At 65.2% G+C, this 24,142-nt stretch carries 18 protein-coding genes and 1 other RNA gene; 10 read left to right on the top strand and 9 right to left on the bottom strand.

Annotated features, from left to right (window positions below):
* An RNA gene (gene ffs, locus C167_RS33625) (signal recognition particle sRNA small type) lies at positions 1-58 on the bottom strand; the annotation flags it as partial.
* A gap of 242 nt (positions 59-300) precedes the next feature.
* On the opposite strand from ffs, the gene C167_RS0106955 reads away from it, so the two are divergent.
* Entirely contained in the window at positions 301-669 is a 369-nt protein-coding gene (locus C167_RS0106955) for a hypothetical protein (RefSeq protein WP_017517543.1), read from the top strand.
* Between the two features lie 6 nt (positions 670-675).
* On the opposite strand, the gene C167_RS0106950 is transcribed toward C167_RS0106955, so the two are convergent.
* The 6 genes from C167_RS0106950 to C167_RS0106925 form a co-directional block, all read right to left on the bottom strand.
* Positions 676-1,053 (bottom strand): hypothetical protein, encoded by a 378-nt coding sequence (locus tag C167_RS0106950; RefSeq protein WP_017517542.1) that lies wholly within the window; start codon positions 1,051-1,053, stop codon positions 676-678.
* Positions 1,054-1,124: 71 nt separating this feature from the next.
* Positions 1,125-1,427: an HU family DNA-binding protein gene (locus C167_RS0106945; RefSeq protein WP_268744084.1), complete on the bottom strand. Its 303-nt coding sequence runs from the start codon at positions 1,425-1,427 to the stop codon at positions 1,125-1,127.
* 29 nt (positions 1,428-1,456) lie between these two features.
* Positions 1,457-3,850: an NAD-dependent DNA ligase LigA gene (gene ligA, locus C167_RS0106940; RefSeq protein WP_017517540.1), complete on the bottom strand. Its 2,394-nt coding sequence runs from the start codon at positions 3,848-3,850 to the stop codon at positions 1,457-1,459.
* 86 nt (positions 3,851-3,936) lie between these two features.
* A complete protein-coding gene (gene zipA / locus C167_RS0106935) occupies positions 3,937-4,830 on the bottom strand; it encodes a cell division protein ZipA (RefSeq protein ID WP_017517539.1) in 894 nt (297 codons plus the stop codon).
* A 299-nt stretch (positions 4,831-5,129) separates the two neighbouring features.
* Entirely contained in the window at positions 5,130-8,618 is a 3,489-nt protein-coding gene (smc, locus tag C167_RS0106930) for a chromosome segregation protein SMC (RefSeq protein WP_017517538.1), read from the bottom strand.
* Between the two features lie 36 nt (positions 8,619-8,654).
* Positions 8,655-9,314: a GntR family transcriptional regulator gene (locus tag C167_RS0106925; RefSeq protein ID WP_017517537.1), complete on the bottom strand. Its 660-nt coding sequence runs from the start codon at positions 9,312-9,314 to the stop codon at positions 8,655-8,657.
* A gap of 183 nt (positions 9,315-9,497) precedes the next feature.
* Here C167_RS0106925 and C167_RS0106920 point away from each other — a divergent pair, with 183 nt between their 5' ends.
* The 5 genes from C167_RS0106920 to guaD all read left to right on the top strand — a co-directional run bounded on the left by C167_RS0106920 (position 9,498) and on the right by guaD (position 17,243).
* Entirely contained in the window at positions 9,498-10,634 is a 1,137-nt protein-coding gene (locus C167_RS0106920) for an alkane 1-monooxygenase (protein WP_017517536.1), read from the top strand.
* Positions 10,635-10,964: 330 nt separating this feature from the next.
* Positions 10,965-12,428 (top strand): xanthine dehydrogenase small subunit, encoded by a 1,464-nt coding sequence (xdhA, locus tag C167_RS0106915; RefSeq protein ID WP_017517535.1) that lies wholly within the window; start codon positions 10,965-10,967, stop codon positions 12,426-12,428.
* Positions 12,421-14,811, top strand: a complete 2,391-nt coding sequence (gene xdhB / locus C167_RS0106910; protein WP_017517534.1) for a xanthine dehydrogenase molybdopterin binding subunit — start codon at positions 12,421-12,423, stop codon at positions 14,809-14,811. The genes xdhA and xdhB overlap by 8 nt, the downstream gene beginning before the upstream one ends.
* Positions 14,812-15,003: 192 nt before the next feature.
* On the top strand, positions 15,004-15,855 hold the full coding sequence (gene xdhC, locus C167_RS0106905; RefSeq protein WP_017517533.1) for a xanthine dehydrogenase accessory protein XdhC: 852 nt from the start codon (positions 15,004-15,006) through the stop codon (positions 15,853-15,855).
* Positions 15,856-15,938: 83 nt separating this feature from the next.
* A complete protein-coding gene (guaD, locus tag C167_RS0106900) occupies positions 15,939-17,243 on the top strand; it encodes a guanine deaminase (protein WP_017517532.1) in 1,305 nt (434 codons plus the stop codon).
* 186 nt (positions 17,244-17,429) lie between these two features.
* Here guaD and C167_RS0106895 read toward each other — a convergent pair whose 3' ends face one another.
* The gene (locus C167_RS0106895; RefSeq protein ID WP_017517531.1) at positions 17,430-17,852 is read right to left on the bottom strand and encodes a universal stress protein; all 423 of its coding nucleotides are present in this window, start codon (positions 17,850-17,852) and stop codon (positions 17,430-17,432) included.
* 165 nt (positions 17,853-18,017) lie between these two features.
* Between C167_RS0106895 and C167_RS0106890 the strand changes: the two genes are divergently transcribed.
* The 4 genes from C167_RS0106890 to C167_RS0106875 all read left to right on the top strand — a co-directional run bounded on the left by C167_RS0106890 (position 18,018) and on the right by C167_RS0106875 (position 23,251).
* Positions 18,018-18,941 (top strand): LysR family transcriptional regulator, encoded by a 924-nt coding sequence (locus C167_RS0106890; RefSeq protein ID WP_026078849.1) that lies wholly within the window; start codon positions 18,018-18,020, stop codon positions 18,939-18,941.
* Positions 18,942-19,104: 163 nt separating this feature from the next.
* Positions 19,105-20,685, top strand: coding sequence for an MFS transporter (locus C167_RS0106885; protein ID WP_017517529.1), 1,581 nt, complete (start codon positions 19,105-19,107; stop codon positions 20,683-20,685).
* A gap of 11 nt (positions 20,686-20,696) precedes the next feature.
* Positions 20,697-21,764, top strand: coding sequence for an HlyD family secretion protein (locus tag C167_RS0106880; protein WP_017517528.1), 1,068 nt, complete (start codon positions 20,697-20,699; stop codon positions 21,762-21,764).
* Positions 21,761-23,251, top strand: coding sequence for an efflux transporter outer membrane subunit (locus tag C167_RS0106875; protein ID WP_017517527.1), 1,491 nt, complete (start codon positions 21,761-21,763; stop codon positions 23,249-23,251). The genes C167_RS0106880 and C167_RS0106875 overlap by 4 nt, the downstream gene beginning before the upstream one ends.
* A 39-nt stretch (positions 23,252-23,290) precedes the next feature.
* Here C167_RS0106875 and C167_RS0106870 read toward each other — a convergent pair whose 3' ends face one another.
* A complete protein-coding gene (locus tag C167_RS0106870; protein WP_017517526.1) occupies positions 23,291-24,067 on the bottom strand; it encodes a GntR family transcriptional regulator in 777 nt (258 codons plus the stop codon).
* Between the last annotated feature and the right edge of the window lie 75 nt (positions 24,068-24,142).

The raw sequence follows: 24,142 nt of genomic DNA, 5'->3' as shown, positions 1-24,142 counted from the left end.
GGCTGCTTCCTTCCGGACCTGACCAGGTAAGCGAGTAATCGTTGCGGGGGGACCGACAGGGCCACCATCACGAAGAGCTCGCCAGTTTGGCGAGCCGCGCCATTGTAGCGGCTTGAGCGCAACTTACAAGTACTTCAAGCACTTAGCGATGTCTTACAGGCAATTTCTGACCTTGATCACGAATCAAGCTTTTTAATAACAGAATTGCCCTACAAATTATTAAGAAACCCCCTGTTGCGCCGACGCTATGTATGAGCCCGCCGAGTAAGGACGGGCCATTACCGAGCGAGGAATGCCAACATGCCCACAACCCTGCAATCCGCCACTGTCGCCACTCTGTTCTTCTCCGGCCACCTGATGGCCCAGAGCGCCGTCATCCACTTCTCCGGCGCGGTCGTGGAGCCCACCTGCCAGGTCGGCTTGAGCGATGTCAGCGCCAGTGGTGCACGAGTTAGCCTGAGCGACTGCAATCGCGCCCTGTATATGCAACTCAATGAGCCCCGTAGTGCCATGCCTAGTGTCAGTTACCGCCTGACCGATGTTGCCGGGCGGCCGCTGGGACGCAGCATGGCAGCAACCGGCGACGCTGACAGCGTGATCCGCTCGATCAGAAAGGATGCCTCGTCAGTCGGCAGCCGCAATGTGGTGCTGGTGGCCGAGTACCTGTAAGGGGCGTCACTGCGCCTGCAGCAGCCCCTCGGGCCGAGGCTGGGTGGAGACCTCCAGGTTCGGCCCGATGAACAGATCCATCTTGCTGTAGCCCGGACGGGTGCTGAAGGTGGAATAGCGCTCCGCGCCCTGATGGAACTGGAAGGCCACGCGGTACTCATCCGAACGCAGCAGGCGCAGCGGGAAGGCGCGCGCCTCGCCCGGCTTGATCTCACCCGCGAGGGTTTCCTCGCCGTTTTCCTTGAAGCTGTAGCTCACCGCCGGCCCGCCCACTCCTTCGTAGTGAAGGACGATCTGCGGACGCTCGGTCCAGGCCACGTAGGCCCCGAACAGCAGCACCAATGCCGCCACGCCGAGCAGGCGCTGCTTTCTTGCCTTGTCCATCTCGCTCTCCGTCAACCGCTGGCCCGCCCCGCCCCTGTGTCGCAACGCAGGGGGCGCAGCGGGCCTGCCGATCAGTTCAGGCTGTCGACCAGGGCCTTGGCAGGCACCAGGCGTACCGCCTTCTTCGCGGCGATTTCGATGCTCTTGCCAGTCTGCGGATTGCGGCCGGTGCGGGCAGCGCGCTCGCTGACCTTGAGCTTGCCGATACCCGGCAGGGTCAGCTCGCCGTCGTTTTCCAGGGCGTCCTGGGCGATCTGCGCCAATTGTTCGAACACGCCGCGCACGGCGGCCTGGGTCAGGTCGAGGGATTCGGCGATATCGCGAACCAGCTGGTCCTTGGTCATGGGCATGGATTGACTCCTTGATGCGTTGATCTTGATTCTTTGCTCGGAAGAAAGGCGTGTCAGGCGCCGATGCCATAGTCGGCCAGCAGCTTGATCAGCTGCTCTTCGTCCATCACGGCGACGCCAAGTTCCTGGGCCTTGGCCAACTTTGAACCCGCTCCCGGACCGGCAACGACGCAATGGGTCTTGGCCGAAACCGAACCGGCCACCTTGGCGCCCAGGCCTTCCAGTTTTTCCTTGGCGATGTCGCGACTCATGGCCTCCAGCGTACCGGTCAGTACCCAGGTCTGGCCGGCCAGGGGCAGGCCCTCGACCACCTTGCGTTCGCTGCGCCAGTGCATGCCGAACTCCGCCAGTTGTTCCTCGACGGCCTTCGCGCGCTCGACGCGGGCGGCATCGGCGAAGTATTCGCGCACCGACTGCCTGGCCTTCTCGTTCACGCCCTTGAGGGTGCTGAGATCCAGCCAGTCCTGGCTGAGGGTGATGAGCGCATCGAGGCTGCCCGCCCTGTCAGCCAGCTTCTCGGCACCCGTCGCGGCAATGAAGGGAATGTTCAACTTGTCGATGAATCCGGCCAGTGTGGCGATAGCTGCAAATTCGGCGGAAACCTCGCCTTCGTCCTGCAGCCGCACGCCATGCTCGGGGTCGAGCAGCTCGGCGATGACACTGCGGTTATGCTCGTCATCGAAGAAGTTATGGATCTCGTAGGCAACCTCGCCACCGACGTCCGGCAGGTAGGTGAGCACTTCCGGCAGTGCCTTCTGGATGCGCGCCAGTGAGCCCAGGGAGCGCGCCAGCAGCTTGGCGGTCTCCTCGCCTACGTCCGGGATGCCCAGCGCGAAGACAAAACGCGCCAGCGTGGGCTTGCGACTTTCGGCGATGGCCGCAAGCAGGTTGCGCGTGGAGACTTCGGCAAAGCCTTCCAGCTCGATGATCTGCTCGTAGGTCAGTGTGTAGAGATCGGCCGGGGATTTCACCAGGCCCTTGTCCACCAATTGCTCGACGATCTTGTCGCCGAGGCCGTCGATATCCATGGCGCGGCGCGAGACGAAATGGATGATCGCCTGCTTGAGCTGCGCCTGACAGAACAGCCGGCCAACGCAACGGTAGATGGCCCCTTCGCTGACCGACTCCTTGCCCTTGCTGCGCTTGACCAGCTGGGTGCGCTCGACCTGCGAGCCACATACCGGGCATTGGGTGGGAATCGCCACCGGACGGGCATCAGCCGGCCGGCGCTCGGTAACGACCTGCATCACCTGCGGGATTACGTCTCCGGCGCGGCGGACGATCACGGTGTCGCCGATCATCAGGCCCAGGCGCGCAACCTCGTCCATGTTGTGCAAGGTGGCGTTGGCCACGGTGACGCCCGCCACCTGTACCGGCTTAAGGCGCGCCACAGGCGTCACCGCGCCTGTGCGGCCGACCTGGAACTCCACGTCGAGCAGCTCGGTGAGCTCCTCGCGCGCGGGGAATTTGTGGGCAATGGCCCAGCGCGGCTCGCGGGCGCGGAAGCCCAGCTCGCGCTGGAAGTCGATGCGGTTGACCTTGAACACCACGCCGTCGATCTCGTAGGCAAGGCTGTCGCGGCGGGCGCCGATATCTTCGTAATAGGCGCGGCAGCCCTCGACACCCTTGGCCCGCTTCAGCTCGCGACTGATCGGGATACCCCAGCCCTTGAGCGCCTCGAGAATGCCGGCCTGGGTGCCGGGCAGCGTGCCGCCCTCGACACGGCCGAAGCCATAGCAGCAGAACTCCAGCGGGCGGCTGGCGGTGATCTTCGAGTCCAGTTGGCGCAAGCTGCCGGCGGCGGCGTTGCGCGGGTTGGCGAAGGTCTTGCCGCCGGCCTCCATCTGCCGCTCGTTGAGCGCCTCGAAACCGGCCTTGGACATGAAGACTTCGCCACGGACTTCCAGCACCGAGGGCCAGCCCGAGCCCTTCAGGCGCAGCGGCACGTTGCGAATGGTGCGCACGTTGGCACTGATGTCTTCGCCGGTACTGCCATCACCCCGGGTGGCGCCACGGATCAGGATGCCGTTCTCGTACAGCAGGCTGACCGCAAGGCCGTCGAGCTTGGGTTCGCAACTGTATTCCACCTCGGCGCCGCCACCGAGCAGGTCGCCGGCGGGCAATTGGTCGGCCAGCCCTTCGCGCACACGACGATCGAAGTCGTTGAGGTCCTGCTCCTCGAAGGCGTTGCCCAGGCTGAGCATCGGCACTTCATGGCGCACCTCGCCAAAGGCCGAGGCTGCGGCGCCACCGACGCGCTGGGTTGGCGACTCGGCAGTGACCAGCTCCGGATGCTCGGCTTCCAGCGCCTTCAGCTCGCGGAACAGGCGGTCGTACTCGGCGTCCGGTACGCTCGGCTCGTCGAGCACGTAGTAGCGGTAGTTGTGGTCGTCGAGGTCGCTGCGCAGTTGGGCAATGCGTTCGGCAGCAGTCTGGGAGTCGGTCATGCGGGAATCTCGGGCGGCAAAGGTTGCGGCTAGAAATGCGAAGCCCCAAGAGTGGCTTGGGGCTTTTTGTGCAGCGTGCGGAAAGATTAGCGCTTCTGGGTCAGGGCGCGTCGCTCGAAGTCAATGATGCGCTGACGGTAGTGCTCGATGGTCTGCGCGGTCATCACGCTGCGCTGCTCGTCCTTCAGCTCGCCATTGAGTTCCTGGGCCAGCTTGCGGGCGGCGGCGATCATCACATCGAACGCCTGCTTGGGATGGCGCGGGCCCGGCAGGCCGAGGAAGAAGCTCACCGCGCGGGTACTGAACTGGTCGATGTTGTCCAGATCGAAGGTGCCCGGCTTGACCGCATTGGCCATGGAGAACAGCACTTCACCGTTGCCAGCCATGCTTTCGTGGCGATGGAAGATGTCCATCTCGCCGTAGCGCAGGCCACTTTCGAGGATGTTCTGCAGCAGCGCCGCCCCCTTGAAACCGTTCTCGTCGCGGCTGATGACGTTGATGATCAGCACTTCCTCGACCGGGGCCTGAGGCGCGGCAGAAGAAGTCGCGGCAGCAGGAGCGGCGCGCTCCTTGTCCTTCTTGCGGTCCTTCCTGGGCTTTTCCTTCTCCTGCGGAGCTTCGTCCAGCGGGTTGGGGAAATCCTCTTCATCCAGCGGACCAAGCAGATTCGGCGCCGGATCGTCCAGGTTCAGGTCACCCTGGCGCGGCTCGCCACGGCGCTTGCCACGCGAGTCCTTGGCGCTGAGCTTAGGCAGGTCCTCCTCGTCCAGCGCAGGCTCTCTGTGCTCGACCACACGGGAAGGCCCGAGCAGTTCCGGATTGGTTTCGTCCCCGTCATCGGGCTGGTTGGCAAACTGGCGGTCCAGCTTGAAACGCAACTTGCCCTTGCCACCCCGCATACGACGCCAGCCGTCGAACAGAATGCCGGCGATGACGATAAGCCCAATGACGATCAGCCATTCGCGCAGACCGATATCCATCTAATCCCGTAGCCCCTGAACAAAAAATGATGATGAAGAAAAGGACATCCTATCCCTTGAAAACGTGGAGCCAACTTCATGTTCTGACTGATGTTTTCCACGCGATACAAAAGTGGGCGTTAAGCTAACACGCTCTCACATAACTTTACACTGCCTGTGGCGACACTCCGCCGCACTCTTTGCAACTTTTCATAGCAGTTGCCACTTGCGCTGTCGAAGTCAAGCCTATCCCAATCAAATCAATGTCTTAGGCCTGAAGAAAAGCATCTTGCCAGCATAGCTCGAGTTTGCTCGCGCGGTCAGGCTTCAGCCAGCGCAACAGCCTCTTCCACATCCACCGCCACCAGACGCGAACAACCCGGTTCGTGCATGGTCACGCCCATCAATTGATCGGCCATCTCCATGGCGATCTTGTTGTGGGTGATATAGATGAACTGCACTTTCTCCGACATCTCCTTTACCAGCCGCGCATAACGGCCGACGTTGGCATCGTCCAGCGGCGCGTCGACTTCGTCGAGCATGCAGAACGGTGCCGGGTTCAGCTGGAAGATCGCAAACACCAGCGCCAGAGCCGTCAGGGCCTTCTCGCCACCGGACAGAAGATGGATGGTGCTGTTCTTCTTGCCCGGCGGCCTCGCCATGATCGCTACCCCGGTATCGAGTAGATCCTCGCCGGTAAGTTCCAGATAGGCGTGACCGCCGCCGAAAACCTTGGGGAACAATGCCTGAAGGCCAGCATTGATCTGGTCGAAGGTTTCCTTGAAGCGGTTGCGGGTTTCCTTGTCGATCTTGCGGATGACGTTTTCCAGGGTATCCAGCGCTTCCACCAGGTCGTCGTTCTGGTCATCCAGGTAGCGTTTGCGCTCGGATTGCTGCTGGTATTCCTCGATGGCTGCGAGGTTGATCGGCCCCAGGCGCCCGATGCGCGCGGCCAGTTCTTCCAGGCGGGTTTCCCAGACCTTCTCGGCGGCATCGTGAGGCAAGGTGCCAAGCACGCCGTGCAGGTCGTAGCCGTCCTCGTGGAGCTGCTCCTGCAGCGACTTGCGCCGCACGCTCAGGGCCTGCCATTCCATGCGCTGCTGCTCCAACTGGCCGCGTAGCAGTTGCGACTGCTGCTCGGCCTGGGTGCGACGCTTCTCGGCGTCGCGCAGCTGGCGGTCGGCATCCTCCAGCGCCAGGCGGGCATGCTTGAGCTCGTCCTCAACCGCCATGCGCCGGTCGAGCAGCTCTTCCAGGCGCATGCGCAGCTCTTCCAGCGGCGCTGCGCCCTCCTCCAGGTTGAGGTTGAGCTGCTCGCAACGCTCGACCAGGCGCACCGCCTGGCTATCCAGGCGTTCCAGCGCCTGTCGGGTCGATTCGTGCTGGGCGCGCAGGGAGCCCACGCGCACGGCCAGTTGATGGGCATGGTCCTTGTGCTGGCGGGACTCCTGGCGGATACGATCGAGCTTCTCGCGCATGCCATCACGCTCGGCCAGCAGCGCTTCGCGGCGCTCGGTGTCCACGGCCATCGCATCCAGCGCTTCCTGCAGGCCCAGGCGCGCCTCGCCCAACTGCTCCTGCTCGATGGCGTGCTGTTCGGCCAGTTCGCTCAGCTCTTCATCCAGACGGCGACGGCGCAGGGTCAGCTGTTCAACCTTGGCCTGCTGCGCGGACAACTGCGCCTTCAGCTCGCCCTGGCGGCGGCCTTCGTCCTGCAGACGCCGGCGCACCTGGTCGCGGCCTTCCTCGGCCTGGCGCTGCTCGTCGCGCAGGCGCGCCAGAAGCTCGTCGACTTCGGCAAGGCGCTGCTCCAGCGTCTCGCGCTCGGCGTAAAGGCGCTCCAGCTCCTGGCCACGCGCCAGCACACCGCCATCGGCGGATTCGCCACGGCGCACGCGCAGGAAATTACGACCGACCCAGTAGCCATCGCGGCTGATCAGGCTTTCGCCATCATCCAGCGAAGCACGCTGGGCCAGGGCCTGTTCCAGGGTTTCGACCGGGCGCACGCGGCCCAGCCAATAGCTCAGATCGACATTCGTCTCGACCTTGTCCAGCAGGCTGCCGGGACGGGAAACGGCGCCGGCGGCCAGATCGAGCAGGCGCAGCTCGCCCTTCTCCAGCGCGTCGAACGGCAATCCTTTCACATCGTCCAGCAGCACGCCGTGCAGGTCGGCACCGAGCACGGTTTCCACCGCCAGTTCCCAGCCCGGCTGAACGCGCAGGCCTTCGGCGAGGCACGGCCGCTGTTCCAGCCCTTGCTGACGCAGCCATTGCGCGGTGCCGTCGCCCGGATCGAGCGCGGCCTGCTGCAGCGCCTCCAGCGAGGCAATGCGGCCATTCAATCGCTGCAGCTCGCCTTGCGCCTGATGCTGCGCGGCGGTGCTTTCCTGCAGGGATTGGCGCACGCGCTCGAGGCGCTCGGCCAGTTCCTGTTCTTCGATCTGCGACTCTTCCAGCAGCAGCTCGATGGCGGCGACCTGCTCGCCCAGCTCGAGGATCGCGGCGTCCTCGGGATCGGCGGCCAGCTGCGCGCGCTCGTCGTTCAGGCGGCGCTGACGTTCGGCCTGGCGCTCCAGGCTCTGTTCCAGGTGCTGGATGCGCGACTGCTGCACTTCCGCCTCGCGGCGCGGCTCGGCGCTCTGCTGGTTGAAGGCGTCCCAGCGCTGCTGCCAGTCGTGCATGCGCTGCTCGGCGTCCTCCAGCCCGACACTGGCCTCCTCGGCGGCGGCGGCGCTGATTTCCTGCTCGGGGGCCAAGCGCTCCAGCTCCTCGCTCAGGGTGGCGAGCAGGGTACGGTCGTGGCCCAGGTGGGATTCGGTTTCCTGGCGGGTCTTCTCGGCCTCGCGCAGGTCGTCCTGCAACTGGCGCAGGCGCTGCTGGCCGTGCTGGATGCTCTGCTCGACGCGGGCGATGTCGCCGCCCACGGAATAGAAGCGGCCCTGCACCTGGTTGAAGGTTTCCGACAGCTCGTGATGGCCATCGCGCAGGCGCTCGATGCTGGCGTCGGCGCTGCGTTGCTCGGCAACCAGGGCCTCGAAGGCCACTTCCTGGTCGCCGATCACTTTTTCCTTCTGCCCGACCTGCTCGTTCAGGTCGCGCCAGCGCAGGGCACCGAGCTGGGCCTTGAGGGTGCGCTCCTCGGCCTTGAATTCCTGGTACTTCTCCGCCGACTGGGCCTGGCGGTGCAGGCGTTCAAGCTGGCGTTCCAGCTCTTCGCGCAGGTCGGTCAGGCGCGCGAGGTTCTCCTGGGTGCGACGGATGCGGTTCTCGGTCTCGCGGCGGCGCTCCTTGTACTTGGAGATGCCGGCGGCTTCCTCGATGAAATTGCGCAGGTCCTCCGGCTTGGCCTCGATCAGCTTGGAGATCATGCCCTGCTCGATGATCGAGTAGCTGCGCGGCCCAAGGCCGGTGCCGAGGAAGATGTCGGTGATGTCACGACGCCGACACTTGGTGCCATTGAGGAAATAGGTGTTCTGGCCGTCGCGGGTCACACGGCGGCGAATGGAAATCTCGGCGTAGCTGGCGTATTCGCCCAGCAGGGTCTGGTCGGAGTTGTCGAACACCAACTCGATGGACGCCTGGGTCACGGGCTTGCGCGTGTTGGAGCCATTGAAGATGACGTCGGTCATCGACTCGCCGCGGAGGTTCTTCGCCGAACTCTCGCCCATTACCCAGCGAACGGCGTCGATGATGTTGGACTTGCCACAACCGTTGGGGCCAACCACGGCCGCCATGTTGCTCGGGAAGTTGACCGTCGTCGGGTCAACGAAGGACTTGAAGCCTGCCAGCTTGATGCACTTGAGCCGCATGAGCCCTCTTCCCCCCGTCCGTCTCTTATTGAGAGCTTATCGTTCTGCCAGTGCAGCCAGAACCAGCTGGCTGTTGTGCCGACCGTAGTCGAGCAGGACCTCGCGGATGCCCGTCTCGTCGCGCCCCACCACCGCGCGCAGCAGGTCTTCGAAGCTGCCGATGAACTGACTCATCTCGCCTTTGCGGCGTTCCAGGGCCAGATGATAGGTGCGACTGATGGCCGGCAGGAGATTTTCCACGGTTTCCTGCAGGTAGGGGTTGGCAGCGAACGGAAAGGCAGCGCGCATGATGTCGAAGCTGGATTCGACGAATGCATTGATGTCGCCTCGCTCGAGGTTATCCAACAGGCGTTGCTGGATCGCCATGAAGGGCGCCAGATCCGCCTCCTCGCGCCATGTCCGCGCCACGGCGCTGGCGAGCATGATGTACAACTCCATCACCAGCGAGTAGAGGCTTTCGACATGCGCCGCAGTCAGTTCCGACACCTGTGCACCCCGGCGCGGCAGGATCACCACCAGATGGCGGCGCTCGAGGATCAGCAACGCCTCGCGCACCGAGCCGCGGCTGACGTTGAGAGTCTGGGTGACCTTCTGTTCCTGGATGCGCTCGCGCTCCTTGAGTTCGCCCCGGATGATGCGTTCGGCAAGGTGATGCGCGATCTGCTCAGCCAGGCTGTCCGGGGCCTTGAACGTCATGGTTGTCCTTAAGAATCGGGGCGCTTTCGAGGGGGTATTGCGGGTGCGAAGTGTAACACAGGGTGTTACCGCGCCATCCCCCGCCCAAGTGAGACGACAGAACAAAGGTTGGTGCGCGCATCGTGAGGATCCGGCGCAGGATTGTCTGACAATCCTACACAAGAGACGTCTCGGGAGTCGTCCATGTTCGCCTTGCTTCTTTCCCCCGCCTGGATGTTGCGTCTCAAGAAAGCCGGCTACTGGATCTGGCTGGTGCCGGTTTTCGGTATACCCGTCAGCTACTGGTGGTCCTATGGCAGCGAGTACCCCAACGCCTGGGCATGGCTGGTCATCACCGTAGTTTTCGGGGTCATCCCGCTGCTGGACTTCGTGGTCGGCCGCGACCCGGCCAACCCGGACGAAGTGGAGGAAGTCCCGCCCATGGAACGCGAGGGCTACTACCGCTTCCTCAGTTTGCTGACCGTGCCGCTGCTACTGGGCATGCTGGTCTACGGCGGCTGGGTGCTGGCCAACTATGACGCCTGGAACTGGGTCGGCCAGCTGGGCTGGATTCTCTCCGTAGGCACCGTGATGGGCGCCATTGGCATCACCGTCTCCCACGAGCTGATCCACAAGGATCCGGAGCTGGAACAGAACGCCGGCGGCCTGCTGCTGGCGGCGGTGTGCTACGCGGGCTTCAAGGTCGAGCACGTGCGCGGGCACCATGTGCATGTTTCCACGCCCGAAGATGCCTCATCCTCGCGCTACGGACAGAGCCTCTACGCCTTCCTGCCCCACGCCTACAAACACAACTTCCTCAACGCCTGGCGGCTGGAGAGCGAACGCCTCAAGCGCAAGGGCCTGCCGGCGCTGCACTGGCGTAACGAGCTGATCTGGTGGTACGTGATCAGCGCGCTGTTCCTGGCGGGCTTCAGCGTCGCCTTCGGCTGGATCGGCGCGATCTATTTCATCGGCCAGTCGGTGATGGCCTTCACCCTGCTGGAGATCGTCAACTACGTCGAGCACTACGGCCTGCACCGCCGTCGCCTGGAAACCGGACGCTACGAGCGCACCACCCACGAGCACTCATGGAACAGCAACTTCCTGCTGACCAACCTGTTCCTCTTTCACCTGCAGCGCCATTCCGACCACCACGCCAACGCCAAGCGCCGCTACCAGGTACTGCGCCACTTCGACGAAAGCCCGCAACTGCCCAACGGCTATGCCGGAATGATCGTCCTGGCACTTTTCCCGCCGCTCTGGCGCGCAGTGATGGACCGCCGCGTGCGCGCCTACTACGCCGGCGAGGAATACCAGCTGAGCGCCACCCAGCAAGCCTGATCGACCAGATCCACGCCTTGGCGGCAAGCCCTACCCCGGCTTGCCGCCTTTTTTCTTTCTGCCGCCCCTGTAGGAGCGAGCTTGCTCGCGAAGCTCTTCGCCCCTCAGAAGAGCCAACAACACACCCTACTGGCACGGTGCAGGCCGCTGATTTCAGCGGTTCGCGAGTAAGCTCGCTCCTACAAAAAGCAGCCTCGCTCGCACCGCTTATCACCTGCGGAAAAACTTTCTGACCAATGAGACAGAAAATTTATTGACTCAAAAGTCAGCTTTCCATAGATTCGCCATCCAGTGCCCTACCAAAAACAAGAACCAGCCTGGAGGCAAGCCTTGATCAGGTTCCTGCTCAACCGCGAGCTGCGCGTCGAAGACCGCCTCGACCCCAATCTCACCGTGCTCAACTACCTGCGCCAGACCCTGGGCAAGACCGGCACCAAGGAGGGCTGCGCCTCCGGTGACTGCGGCGCCTGCACCGTGGTGGTCGGCGAACTGGTCGGCGAGGAAGGCGCCGAGCGCATCCGCTACCGCACCCTCAACTCCTGCCTCACCTTCGTTTCCTCGTTGCACGGCAAGCAGTTGATCAGCGTCGATGACCTCAAGCACCGTGGCGAACTGCACGGCGTGCAGCAGGCCATGGTCGACTGCCACGGCTCGCAGTGCGGCTTCTGCACCCCCGGATTCGTCATGTCGCTGTTCGCCCTGCAGAAGAACAGCGCTGGCGAGACCGCCGACGAGCGCAAGGCCGAGGCCCATGAAGCGCTGGCCGGCAACCTGTGCCGCTGCACCGGCTACCGCCCGATCCTCGATGCCGCCGAGCAATCCTGCTGCCAGAAGCAGCCCGACCAGTTCGACGTTGCCCAGCCCGAAATCATTGCCCAGCTCAAGGCCATCGCCCCGCAGGAGACCGCCGAGCTCAACAGCGGTGACAAGCGCTGCCTGCTGCCGCTGACCATCGCCGACCTGGCCGATATCTATACCGCCAACCCGCAGGCGCGCCTGCTGGCCGGCGGCACCGACCTGGCCCTGGAAGTCACCCAGTTCCATCGCGAACTGCCGGTAATGATCTACGTCGGCCATGTCGAGGAAATGAAGCGCGTCGAAGTCTTCGACGACCGCATCGAGATCGGCGCCGCGACTCCGCTGACCGACTGCTACGAAGCGCTGTCCCGCGACTACCCGGACTTCGGCGAGTTGCTGCACCGCTTCGCCTCGCTGCAGATCCGCAACCAGGGCACCCTGGGCGGCAACATCGGCAACGCCTCCCCCATCGGCGACTCGCCGCCGCTGCTGATCGCACTCGGTGCGCGCCTGGTGCTGCGCAAGGGCAGCGAGCGCCGCGAGCTGCCGATCGATGAATATTTCATCGACTACAAGGTCACCGCGCGCCAGGAAGGCGAATTCATCGAGCAGGTGATCATCCCGCGCCCGCAGGCCAACCAGGCGTTCCGCGCCTACAAGGTGTCCAAGCGCCTGGACGACGACATTTCCGCCGTCTGCGCCGCGTTCAACCTGACGGTCGAGAACTGCAAGATTACCGCCGTGCGCACCGGTTTTGGCGGCATGGCCGCCATCCCGAAACGTGCCAAGACCTGTGAAGCCGCCCTGCTCGGCCAGGCCTTCAACAGCGCCACCTTCGAACGTGCGGCGCTTGCGCTGAGCGAAGACTTCACCCCGCTCACCGACTTCCGTGCGAGCAAGGAATACCGCCTGCTCACCGCGCAGAACCTGCTGCGCAAGTGCTTCCTGGAACTGGAAGCTCCCCAGGCCGTAACTCGGGTGACCTCTTATGCATAAGCCACAAAAAACCCAGGAAGAACTCGCCGAACTGTTCCGCGCCGACCTGACCACTGGCGTCGGCCGCAGCGTCAAGCACGAGAGCGCACCCAAGCACGTCAGCGGCGAGGCGATCTACATCGACGACCGCCTGGAATTCCCCAACCAGCTGCACGTGTATGCCCGCATGAGCGACCGCGCCCACGCGCGCATCACCCGGCTGGACGTCAGCCCCTGCTACCAGTTCCCCGGTGTGGCTATCGCCATCACCAAGGACGACGTGCCCGGCCAGCTGGACATCGGCCCGGTGGTCGCCGGTGATCCGCTGCTGGCGGACGGCAAGGTCGAGTACGTCGGCCAGATGGTCATCGCCGTGGCCGCCGACAGCCTGGAAACCGCGCGCAAGGCGGCCATGGCCGCGATCATCGAGTACGAAGACCTGGAGCCGGTGCTCGACGTGGTCGAAGCGCTGCGCAAGAAGCACTTCGTACTCGATAGCCACCAACACAAGATCGGCGACTCGCAAGGCATGCTCGCTACCGCGCCGAACCGCATCCAGGGCACCCTGCACATCGGCGGCCAGGAGCACTTCTACCTGGAGACGCAGATTTCCTCGGTGATGCCCACCGAAGACGGCGGCGTGATCGTCTACACGTCCACGCAGAACCCCACCGAAGTGCAGAAGCTCGTCGCCGAAGTGCTGGGCATCTCCTTCAACAAGGTCGTCATCGACATGCGCCGCATGGGCGGAGGCTTTGGCGGCAAGGAAACCCAGGCGGCCGCTCCGGCCTGCCTGTGCGCCGTGATCGCGCGCCTCACCGGCCGCCCGGCGAAGATGCGCCTGCCGCGTGTCGAAGACATGCAGATGACCGGCAAGCGCCACCCGTTCTACGTCGAGTACGACGTGGGCTTCGAGGATGACGGCCTGCTGCACGGCATCAACATCGACCTGGCTGGCAACTGCGGCTACTCGCCGGACCTCTCCGGCTCCATCGTCGACCGCGCGATGTTCCACTCCGACAACGCCTACTTCCTCGGCAACGCCACGGTGAACGGTCACCGCTGCAAGACCAACACCGCGTCGAACACCGCCTACCGCGGCTTTGGCGGCCCACAGGGCATGGTCGCCATCGAGGAGATCATGGACGCGGTCGCGCGCCACCTCGGCAAGGACCCGCTGGAAGTGCGCAAGCGCAACTATTACGGCAAGGACGAACGCAACGTCACCCACTACTACCAGCAGGTGGAACACAACCTGCTGCAGGAGATGACCGAGGAGCTGGAAGCCAGCGCCGAGTACGCCAAGCGTCGCGCCGAAATTCGCGAGTTCAACGCCAACAGTCCGGTGCTGAAGAAAGGCCTGGCGCTGACCCCGGTGAAATTCGGCATCAGCTTCACCGCGACCTTCCTCAACCAGGCTGGCGCGCTGATCCACATCTACACCGACGGCAGCATCCACCTCAACCACGGCGGCACCGAGATGGGCCAGGGCCTGAACACCAAGGTCGCCCAGGTGGTGGCCGAGGTCTTCCAGGTCGACATCGACCGCGTGCAGATCACCGCGACCAACACCGACAAGGTGCCCAACACCTCGCCGACCGCCGCCTCGAGCGGTGCCGACCTGAACGGCAAGGCCGCGCAGAACGCCGCCGAGATCCTCAAGCAGCGCCTGGTGGAGTTCGCCGCCAAGCACTGGAAGGTGACCGAGGAAGACGTCGAGTTCCGCAACAACCAGGTGCGCGTGCGCGATCTGATCGTGCCCTTCGAGGAGCTGGTACAGCAGGCCTACTTCGGCCAGGTATCGCTCTCCTCCACCGGCTTCTACCGCACGCCGAAGATCTACTACGACCGCAGCCAGGCGCGCGGCCGGCCGTTCTACTACTTCGCCTACGGCGTGTCCTGCTCGGAGGTGATCGTCGACACCCTCACCGGCGAGTACAAGATGCTGCGCAGCGACATCCTGCATGACGTCGGCGCCTCGCTGAACCCGGCCATCGACATCGGCCAGGTGGAAGGCGGCTTCGTCCAGGGCATGGGCTGGCTGACCATGGAAGAGCTGGTGTGGAACGCCAAGGGCAAGCTGATGACCAACGGCCCGGCGAGCTACAAGATCCCGGCCATTGCGGACATGCCCATCGACCTGCGGGTGAAGCTGGTGGAAAACCGCAAGAACCCGGAGCAGACGGTGTTCCATTCCAAGGCCGTCGGCGAGCCGCCGTTCATGCTGGGCATCTCGGTGTTCTGCGCGATCAAGGACGCCGTGGCGAGCCTGGCCGACTACCGCGCCCAGCCGCAGATCGACGCCCCGGCCACCCCGGAGCGCGTGCTCTGGGGCGTGGAGCAGATGCGCAAGCTGAAGCTGGCCCAGGCCGAGAAAGCACCGGCTCAGGTCGAACCGGCCTGATGTGACCATGGGGTGCCGCTGGCACGGGAAGACGTCCCCAATCCCGTCCTCCCCCGGACCAGCGGCGCCCCACCCTTACCAAGAACCGTAGGGCGCATAAAGCGGAGCGCTTTATCCGCCACCGCCATTTCGGCGGATAACGCCCGAGGCGTTATTCGCCCTACGACCAGCCCAGCTTTGAGGTTCGTAACGATGAACTGGATCAGTGCCCTCGCCGACCTGCAACAGCGCGCCGAAGCCAGCGTGCTGGTGACCATCATCGAAGAGCGCGGCTCGACCCCGCGCAACGCCGGCTCCAAGATGGTCGTCAGCGCCGACAAGGCCTACGACACCATCGGTGGCGGCCACCTCGAATTCAAGGCCATGGCCATCGCCCGCGAGATGCTGCAGAGGCGCGAGCGCGAGCCGAAGCTGGAGCGATTCAGCCTCGGCGCCAGCCTCGGCCAGTGCTGCGGTGGCGCCACCGTGCTGCTGTTCGAACCCATGGGCCAGCCCCAGGCGCATATCGCCGTGTTCGGCGCCGGCCACGTCGGCCGCGCCCTGGTGCCGCTGCTCGCCAGCCTGCCGTGCAAGGTACGCTGGATCGACTCACGGGAAGCCGAGTTCCCCGACCACATCCCCGAAGGCGTGACCCGCGTGATCAACGAGGACGTCATCGACGAGATCGACGAGATGCCCGCCGGCAGCTACTTCATCGTCATGACCCACAACCACGCGCTGGACCTGGAGCTGACCGCGAAAATCCTCGAGCGCAACGACTTCGCCTACTTCGGCCTGATCGGCTCGGACACCAAGCGCGCCAAGTTCGAGCATCGCCTGCGCGACCGTGGCTTCGCCGCCGACACCGTGCAGCGCATGCGCTGCCCCATGGGCATCAGCGAAGTGAAGGGCAAGCTGCCGGTGGAAATCGCCGTGTCCATCGCTGGAGAAGTCATCGCCACCTACAACGCCACCTTCGGTCAGCAGACCAGCAAAGGCGAGAACACCGTGGCCAAACTGTTACCTACGAGCCGCCGCGCACGCACCGCCGAAAGCGGCGCCTGAAATTTCCGTAGCATGGGCGCACGCCCATCACGCCCCGGCACTTGCGAGCGCCCCGGCCCCGAAACACGACTGAAGAGAGATCGATGAGCATTCAAGCCAAAGCCTACCGCGCCAGCATCCTGCACAGCGTCGCCGACCCCGCCGAAGTCGGCGTGGAGAAGTCCTACCAGTACTTCGAAGACGGCATCCTGCTAGTGGAAGACGGCAAGGTCGCCCGCCTCGGCCATGCCGCCGAACTGCTGCCGCAACTGGGCGGTGTGGAAGTGGTCGAGTACCGCGACGCGCTGATCACCCCCGGCTTCATCGACACCCACATCCACTACCCGCAGACCGGCATGATCGCCTCCTACGGCGAGCAATTGCTGGACTGGCTGAACACCTACACCTTCCCCACCGAGAAGCAGTTCGCCGATCCGGCCCACGCCGCTGACGTCGCCGGTATCTTCCTCAAGGAACTGCTGCGCGCCGGCACCACCACCGCACTGGTCTTCGGCACCGTGCACCCGCAGTCGGTGGATGCGCTGTTCGGCGCCGCCGAAAAGCTCGACCTGCGCCTGATCGCCGGCAAGGTGATGATGGACCGCAATGCGCCGGACTACCTGACCGATACCGCCGAAAGCAGCTACGTCGACAGCAAGGCGCTGATCGAGCGCTGGCACGGCAAGGGCCGCTTGCTGTACGCGGTGACCCCGCGCTTCGCCCCGACCAGCACGCCGGAACAGCTCGACGCCGCCGGCCGCCTGCTCAAGGAACACCCTGGCGTGTACCTGCACACGCACCTGTCGGAAAACCTCAAGGAAATCGAGTGGGTCAAGGAACTGTTCCCGGAGCGCAAGGGCTACCTGGACGTCTACGACCACCACGGCCTGCTCGGCCCGCGCTCGGTATTTGCCCACGGCGTGCACCTGTGCGACGGCGAGTGCCAGCGCCTGTCGGAAACCGGCTCGGCCGTGGCCTTCTGCCCGACGTCGAACCTGTTCCTGGGCAGCGGCCTGTTCGACCTGGCCAAGCTTGAGAAGCACAAGGTGAAAGTTGGCCTGGGCACCGATGTCGGCGCCGGCACCAGCTTCTCCCAGCTGCAATCGCTGAACGAGGCCTACAAGGTGATGCAACTGCAAGGCATCAAACTGGACCCGTTCAAGTCGCTGTACCTGGCCACCCTCGGCGGCGCCCGCGCGCTGGAGCTGGAAGACAAGGTCGGCAGCTTCGCCCAGGGCAACGAGGCCGACTTCGTGGTCCTCGACTACAAGGCCACCCCGCTGCTGGACTACCGCCTGCAACAGGCCAAGACCCTGGAGGAGAAACTCTTCGCACTGGTCATCCTCGGCGACGACCGTACCGTGAAGGAAACCTTCGCGCACGGCCGCAACGTGCATCGCCGCGGCTGACCCCTTACGGCTTCGGCGCCGGGTCCTCGCTCAGGACCAACCCGGCGCCGGGGCCGCTTTTCTTTCCAGCGGCGCGCGGTACATCGCGCGACTGCGCCTTCCCGTAGGAGCGGACCTTGTCCGCGAAGGCCAATCGTCGCACCGATTTCGCGGATAAGATCCGCTCCCACGAAAGCGGTACCCGGGCTACTCCCGCACCTCGACCAGCACCGGACACGGCGCCCGCTCGATCACCCGCTGCCCCACCGACGGGTCCAGCAACCGCTCGATACGCCCCAGGTGCCGGTGACCGATCACGATCAGATCGCACTCCAGACGCTCCGCCTCGCGCAGGATGGCCCGCGCCGGATCGCCCGCCACCACGGCACCCGATGCACTGCAGGGCTGCAGTTGCGCCACCGCCTCATCCACCAGCGCCTGAGCTTCGTTCTGCTCCTGTTCGGCCGGCGGGTACTCCAGCGCGTCCTGGCGCGGCATGGCGAAGGCGCGATCCACGGCGCACACCACGTGCACCTGCGCCCCGTTGCAGCGGGCCAGCTCGCCGGCGGTCGCAATGATGCGCGGCGACTGCGCTGCGCCGTCAATGGCCAGGAGAATCCGTTGGTACATGCCTTTCTTCCCCAAACAATGAAATCCGTCGCCATTCTTCGGGCCAGGGCGCGGAGCGTAAAGGCACGCAAAACGTAATGGACCATTGCATGAAACGCACGCTTGCCCATTCAACCCTTCGCCATGGAACATGACACGTTCCGCGTCAACCGCTCCGGAGTCACCATGGCCCTGCCCGATCTCAACCTGCTGGTCGCCCTCAACATCCTGCTCGAAGAAGGCAGCGTGGTCGGCGCCGCGCGGCGCATGCACCTGAGCCCGCCAGCGATGAGCCGCACCCTGTCGCGCATCCGCGAGGCGGTGGGCGACCCGATCATGGTCCGCGCTGGACGCAACCTGGTCCCTACGCCCCGTGCCCTGCAACTGCGCGAGGAAGTCAGCGACCTGGTGGAACATGCCGTGCGCCTGTTCAACGCCAAGGAAAACCTGCGCATGGACCAGCTCGAGCGCTGCTTCGTACTGCGCTCCAACAACGTGCTGGTGGGCGGCTTCGCCTCGCGCATGCTGGCGGTAATGAAGGCCGAGGCGCCGCGCTGCAGCCTGCGAATCGCCCCGGAAGCCGACTTCGATGACGAAGCCCTGCGGCAGAATCGCATCGACCTGTATATCGGCGGCGCTTCGACGCTGGAGCCGGAAATCCGCACGCAGACGTTGTTCACCACCAACTTCGTTGGCCTGGCGCGGCGCGACCATCCAATCTTCGACGACGAAATCACCGCCGAACGCTTCGCCGCCTTCCCGCAGATCAGCGTGTCGCGGCGCGGCAAATCACGCGGGCCGATCGACGAGGAACTGGCCAATCTCGGGTTGCATCGGGAAATCCGCCTGACCGCACCGACCTTTCACTCTTCGATCTTCGCCCTGCTGGAGTCCGACCTGGTATTGCCGATTCCCGAGCACTCGCTATGGCGCCTGGACCGCCTCGGCTTCGCCCTGCGCCAGTTCGACATTCCGCTGCCGCTCAAGTCGGTGGTGATCATCCAGGCCTGGCACCCGCGCTTCGACAACGACCCGGCGCACAGTTGGCTGCGACAGACGGTGAAGCGCGTATGCACTGAACTGCGCGAGAGTTCCGGCCTGCTGAGCTGAGCGCACGATCAGTGCACCAGACACACTGATTAGCTGCAATCATTTCAATTTCCACAGCTATCGCCCTTCCCTAGACTCGGTCGCAAATACCCGAGTTGATTCCTATGCCTTGCACATCACCGCCCACCGGCGGCGGCATCGGCCATCCCCGTGGAGGCCGGCCATGACCGCGCTCGCCCCGGTTTCCGCCGCCAGCCCGCAAACCGCGAAACCGTCCGCACCTGTCGCCCAGCCATTCGGCCTGCGCATCGTGGTCGGCATGATCGGCGTACTGGTCGCCTCCCTCAGCGCCGGCCTCAACGAGAAGGTCACGGACCTCGCCATGACCGACGTGCGCGGCGCGCTGTCCATCGGCCACGACGAAGGCACCTGGCTGATCGCCCTGTACTCGGCGGCGCAGGTTGCCGCCATGGCCTTCGCGCCCTGGTTCTCGGTCACCGTGTCGCTGCGCCGCTTCACCCTCGGCGCCATCGCCTGCTTCGCGCTGCTTGCGTTGCTCTGCCCGTTCGCGCCGAACGTCGAGACGCTGTATCTGCTGCGCCTGCTGCAAGGCTTCGCCGGCGGTTGCATGCCGCCAATGCTGATGACCGTGGCGCTGCGCTTCCTGCCGCCGGGAATCAAGCTGTACGGTCTGGGGGCCTATGCGCTGACCGCGACCTTCGCGCCCAACCTGGGGATGCCGCTGGCGGCGTTGTGGACCGAGTTCGTCGGCTGGCAGTGGGTGTTCTGGCAGGTCATCCCGCTCTGCGCCGTGGCGCTGGCCGCCGTGGCCTGGGGTATCCCGCGGGACCCGCTGCGCCTGGAGCGCCTGAAGCAATTCGATTACCTGGGTCTCGCCCTCGGCCTGCCGGGCATCCTGATGCTGGTGATGGGCCTGCTCCAGGGCGAGCGCCTGGACTGGTTCGAATCCGAACTGATCACCCTGCTGGTGATCGGCGGCGCCGGACTGCTGGTGGCCTTCTTCATCAACGAATGGACGCATCCGCTGCCCTTCTTCCGCCTGGACATCCTCAAGCGACGCAACTTCACCCACGCTCTGATTACCCTCGCCGGCGTGCTGGTGGTGCTCGGCGCCTGCGCTGGCGTGCCGGCGTCCTACCTGGCCTCGGCCCATGGCTATCGCCCGCTGCAGTCGGCCCCCATGGCGCTGCTGGTGGCGCTGCCCCAATTGATCTCCCTGCCGCTGATCGCCGCGCTGTGCAACATCCCGCGGGTGGACTGCCGCTGGGTGCTGGCCATCGGTATCAGCCTGTGCGGCCTGTCGGCCTTTGGCATGAGCCAGCTCACCAGCGGGTGGACGCGGGAGAACTTCTACTGGCTCCTGGCGCTGCAGATCATCGGCCAGCCGATGGCCGTGGTACCGCTTCTGATGTCCGCCACCAGCGTCGTCGCGCCCATCGAAGGACCGTTCGCCTCGGCCTGGTTCAACAGCGTGCGCGGCTTCTCGGCGGTACTCGGCAGCGCCGTGGTGTCGATCCTGATGACTTGGCGCGAGCACTACCACTCCAACCGCCTGGTCGATCACTTGGGCAATGCCTCCCAAGCCCTGGGCCTGCGTCTGGAGCAACTGGGGGGCGCCGAAAACATCGGCCGACTGGCCAGCCAGTTGCGCGGCCAGGCCGGCGTGCTCGCCGCCGCCGACACGCTGCTGGCGATGTCCTGGCTGGCCGCAGCCCTGCTCGTCCTGATTCCCCTGATGCCGCTGCGGGTCTATCCGCCGCGCCCTGTCGTCCCCGCAAATTAAAAGGTCTGCCCATGCCGAAACTGAGCTCCCGTCGCGGCAGTCTGGCCCTGGTTGCCGTACTGCTTCTCGCCCTTGTCGTCTATCTGCTGCTGCGCCTGCTGGGCCCCATCCGCGAGCAGAGCACCGACGACGCCTACGTCCATGCCGACTTCACCCTGGTGGCGCCGAAGGTCGCCGGTTTCATCGAGGAAGTGCTGGTGGAGGACAACCAGTCGGTGAAGGCCGGACAGGTCCTGGCACGCATCGATGCCCGCGACTACCACGCCGCGCTGGACGCCGCCGAAGCCGACGTGCTGGCCGCCGAGGCGCGCCACCATCATGTCGCCGCCGACCTCGAGCGCCAGCAGGCGGTGATCGCCCAGAGCGCCGCCCAGGTTCAGGCCGACCAGGCTGCGCTGACCTTTGCCGCGCAGGAACTGAACCGCTACCAGCATCTGGCGACCCAGGGTGCCGGCACCCTGCAGAATGCCCAGCAGGCGCGCTCGCGCGTCGATTCGGCAAAAGCCCTGCTGGACAAGGACAAGGCCGCCGCGCTGGCCGCCCGCAAGCAGCTCGACGTGCTGCTGGCCCGGCAGGCCGAAGCTCTCGGCGCACTGAAGCGTGGCCAGGCCCAGCTGCAACAGGCGCAACTGAACCTCTCCTACACCGAAATCCGCGCGCCCTTCGACGGTATGGTCGGCCGCCGCGCCGTGCGCGTCGGCGCCTACACCACGCCGGGCAATGCGCTGCTGGCGGTAGTGCCGCTGCAGGACGCCTACGTGGTCGGCAACTTCCAGGAAACCCAGCTCACCGAGGTGCAACCCGGCCAAGCCGTGGAGATCAGCATCGACACCTTCCCCGGCGAAACCCTGCACGGCCACGTCGACAGCATCGCCCCGGCCACCGGCCTGAGCTTCGCGCCCATCGCCCCGGACAACGCCACCGGCAATTTCACCAAGATCGTCCAGCGCATCCCGGTGAAGATCGTCCTCGACACCGACCAGCCGCTGCGCGAGAAGCTGCGCGTCGGCATGTCGGTGATCGCACGGATCGACACCGGCAAGCACCCCAGCACCGAACAGAAGGTAGCCGCGCAATGATCGCCCCGCGTGCTCCCCTGCTCCTTGCCCTGCTCGCGCTCGGCGCCTGCAATGTCGGCCCGGAATTCCAACGCCCTGGCGATGCAGACGCTGTGAACTGGTCCACCCAGCGCGGCCAGGCGCCTAGCCAGGCGCTCAACGCGCCCATGGAAGCACAATGGTGGACGCTGCTCGGCGACCCACAGCTGGATGACCTGCAACGCCGAGTGGCCGCCACCAACCTCGACCTGCGCGAAGCCGATGCGCGGCTGCAGCAAAGCCGGGCCATCCGCCAGGCGCTGGGCGGCGATGCCATGCCCAACGTCGGCGCGGAGCTGGGCTACCAGCGCAGGCGCAACAGCGAAGTCGGCCTGAACGATCCGTCCGGCAAAGCCGGCAAGGACAGCTTCAACCAGCTCGACGGCGGCTTCGACCTGTCCTGGGAGCTGGACTTCTGGGGCCGCGTGCGCCGTGAACTGGAGGCCGCTGATGCGAACGTCCAGGCCACCGAGGAAAGCCGCCGCGACGTGCTGGTCTCGGTGCTCGCCGAGACCGCGCGCAACTACCTGCAGCTGCGCGCCGAACAGGACCTGGAAGCGATCATCCGCAGCAACCTGGAGATCGCCCGGCGTAGCCTGGAGCTGACCCGCCTGCGCCGCACCGATGGTGTCGCCACCGAGCTGGATGTCGCCGAAGCCCTGACCCAGGTCGCCAGCATCGAAGCGCGCCTACCCGACAGCCAGAAGCGCCAGGCACGGCTGATCAATGCCCTGGGCTACCTGCTGGGAGAAGCGCCCGGTGCGCTACAGGCGGAACTCGCCCAGGCCAAACCGGTGCCGCAGCCGCCGCGCGGCGTGCCGGTCGGGCTGCCGTCGGAGCTGGCGCAGCGCCGACCGGATATCCGCCGCGCCGAAGCCGCGCTGCACGCTGCCACCGCCAGCATCGGCGTGGCCAAGGCGGACTTCTACCCGCGCATCAGCCTCAACGGCAGCTTCGGCTTCCAGGCGCTGCAACTGTCGAACTTCGGCGACTGGAACAGCCGCACCTTCGGTATCGGCCCGAGCCTGTCGCTGCCGATTTTCGAAGGCGGGCGCCTGAAGGGCATGCTCGCCCTGCGCGAAGCGCAGCAGCAGGAATCCGCCATCGCCTACCGCCGCACGGTGCTCAACGCCTGGCGCGAGGTGGACGACGCCCTCACTGACTACGCCGCCGAGCAGCGCCGCCTGGCCAGCCTCGACACCGCCGCCGAGCATGGCCGCACCGCCCTGGCCAACGCCCGCGAGCAGTACAAGGCCGGCGCCGTGGACTTCCTCAACGTACTCAGTGCCCAGCGCGAACTACTGGCTACCGAGGAGCAACAGGTGCGCGGCCGCGAGGCCGTGGCGACCACGCTGGTGCTGCTCTACAAATCCCTTGGCGGTGGTTGGCAGCAGGCCGAAGAAAGCACCCAATCACCAAAAAGCGTTTCGCCCCAAGGCGTTCACGAAAAGCGCCCCGTGCAAAAATGAAAAAGCCCCGCACTGCGGGGCTTTTTTCCAGCTCGGCGATCAGGCCGCCGAGTCGGCGTCCGCCTTGCTGCGGCGCGGCTTCTTCTTGCCCGCCAGCAGATGCGAGAACACCGCGTGCAGGTCGCCGGAGGCGCCATCCACGTCCAGGTTCAGCTTGTCGTCGATGTGCGCCATGTGGTGCATCATCAAGGTCACGGCCTTTTCCTTGTCGCCCTTCTCGATGGCGTCGAGGATCTCGTTGTGCTCGTCGAACGAGCAATGCGAGCGGCCGCCGCTTTCGTACTGGGCGATGATCAGCGAGGTTTGCGAGACCAGGCTGCGCTGAAATACCACCAGCGGTGCATTCTTCGCCATCTCGGCAAGCTTCAGGTGGAATTCGCCGGAGAGGCGGATGCCCGCGCCGCGGTCGCCACGAGCGAAGCTGGATTGCTCCTGCTTCACCATGTCGCGCAGTTCGGCGAGGGTGTCGCTGCTGGCGTTGTCCACCGCCAGTTCAGTGATCGCGCGCTCGACGGTGCGGCGGGCGAAGAGAATCTGCCGGGCTTCGTCGATGCTCGGGCTGGCCACCACGGCGCCACGGTTCGGGCGCAGCAGCACGACCTGTTCGTGGGCCAGGCGCGACAGGGCACGACGGATGATGGTGCGGCTGACGCCGAAGATTTCGCCGAGGGCCTCTTCGCTCAGCTTGGTGCCTGGCGCCAGGCGCTGCTCGAGGATGGCGTCGAAGATGTGCGCGTAGACGATCTCGTCCTGAGTGCCGCTGCGCGCCTTGCCATTGCGCGGCTGCTTCCTGATCTGTTGCAACTGGTCGGTCATCGGAGTCGAACCCTGTTCAGCCGGGTTGAACCGGCGCGAAATCCGTGGGGGCTTTACGTGGAGCTGGCCGCGGGC

The sequence above is a fragment of the Pseudomonas nitroreducens TX1 genome (assembly GCF_000313755.1).
GTDB lineage: Bacteria > Pseudomonadota > Gammaproteobacteria > Pseudomonadales > Pseudomonadaceae > Pseudomonas > Pseudomonas nitroreducens_A.
Note: the sequence above shows the minus strand (reverse complement) of the source record. Positions and strands in the feature narration are given on the sequence as shown.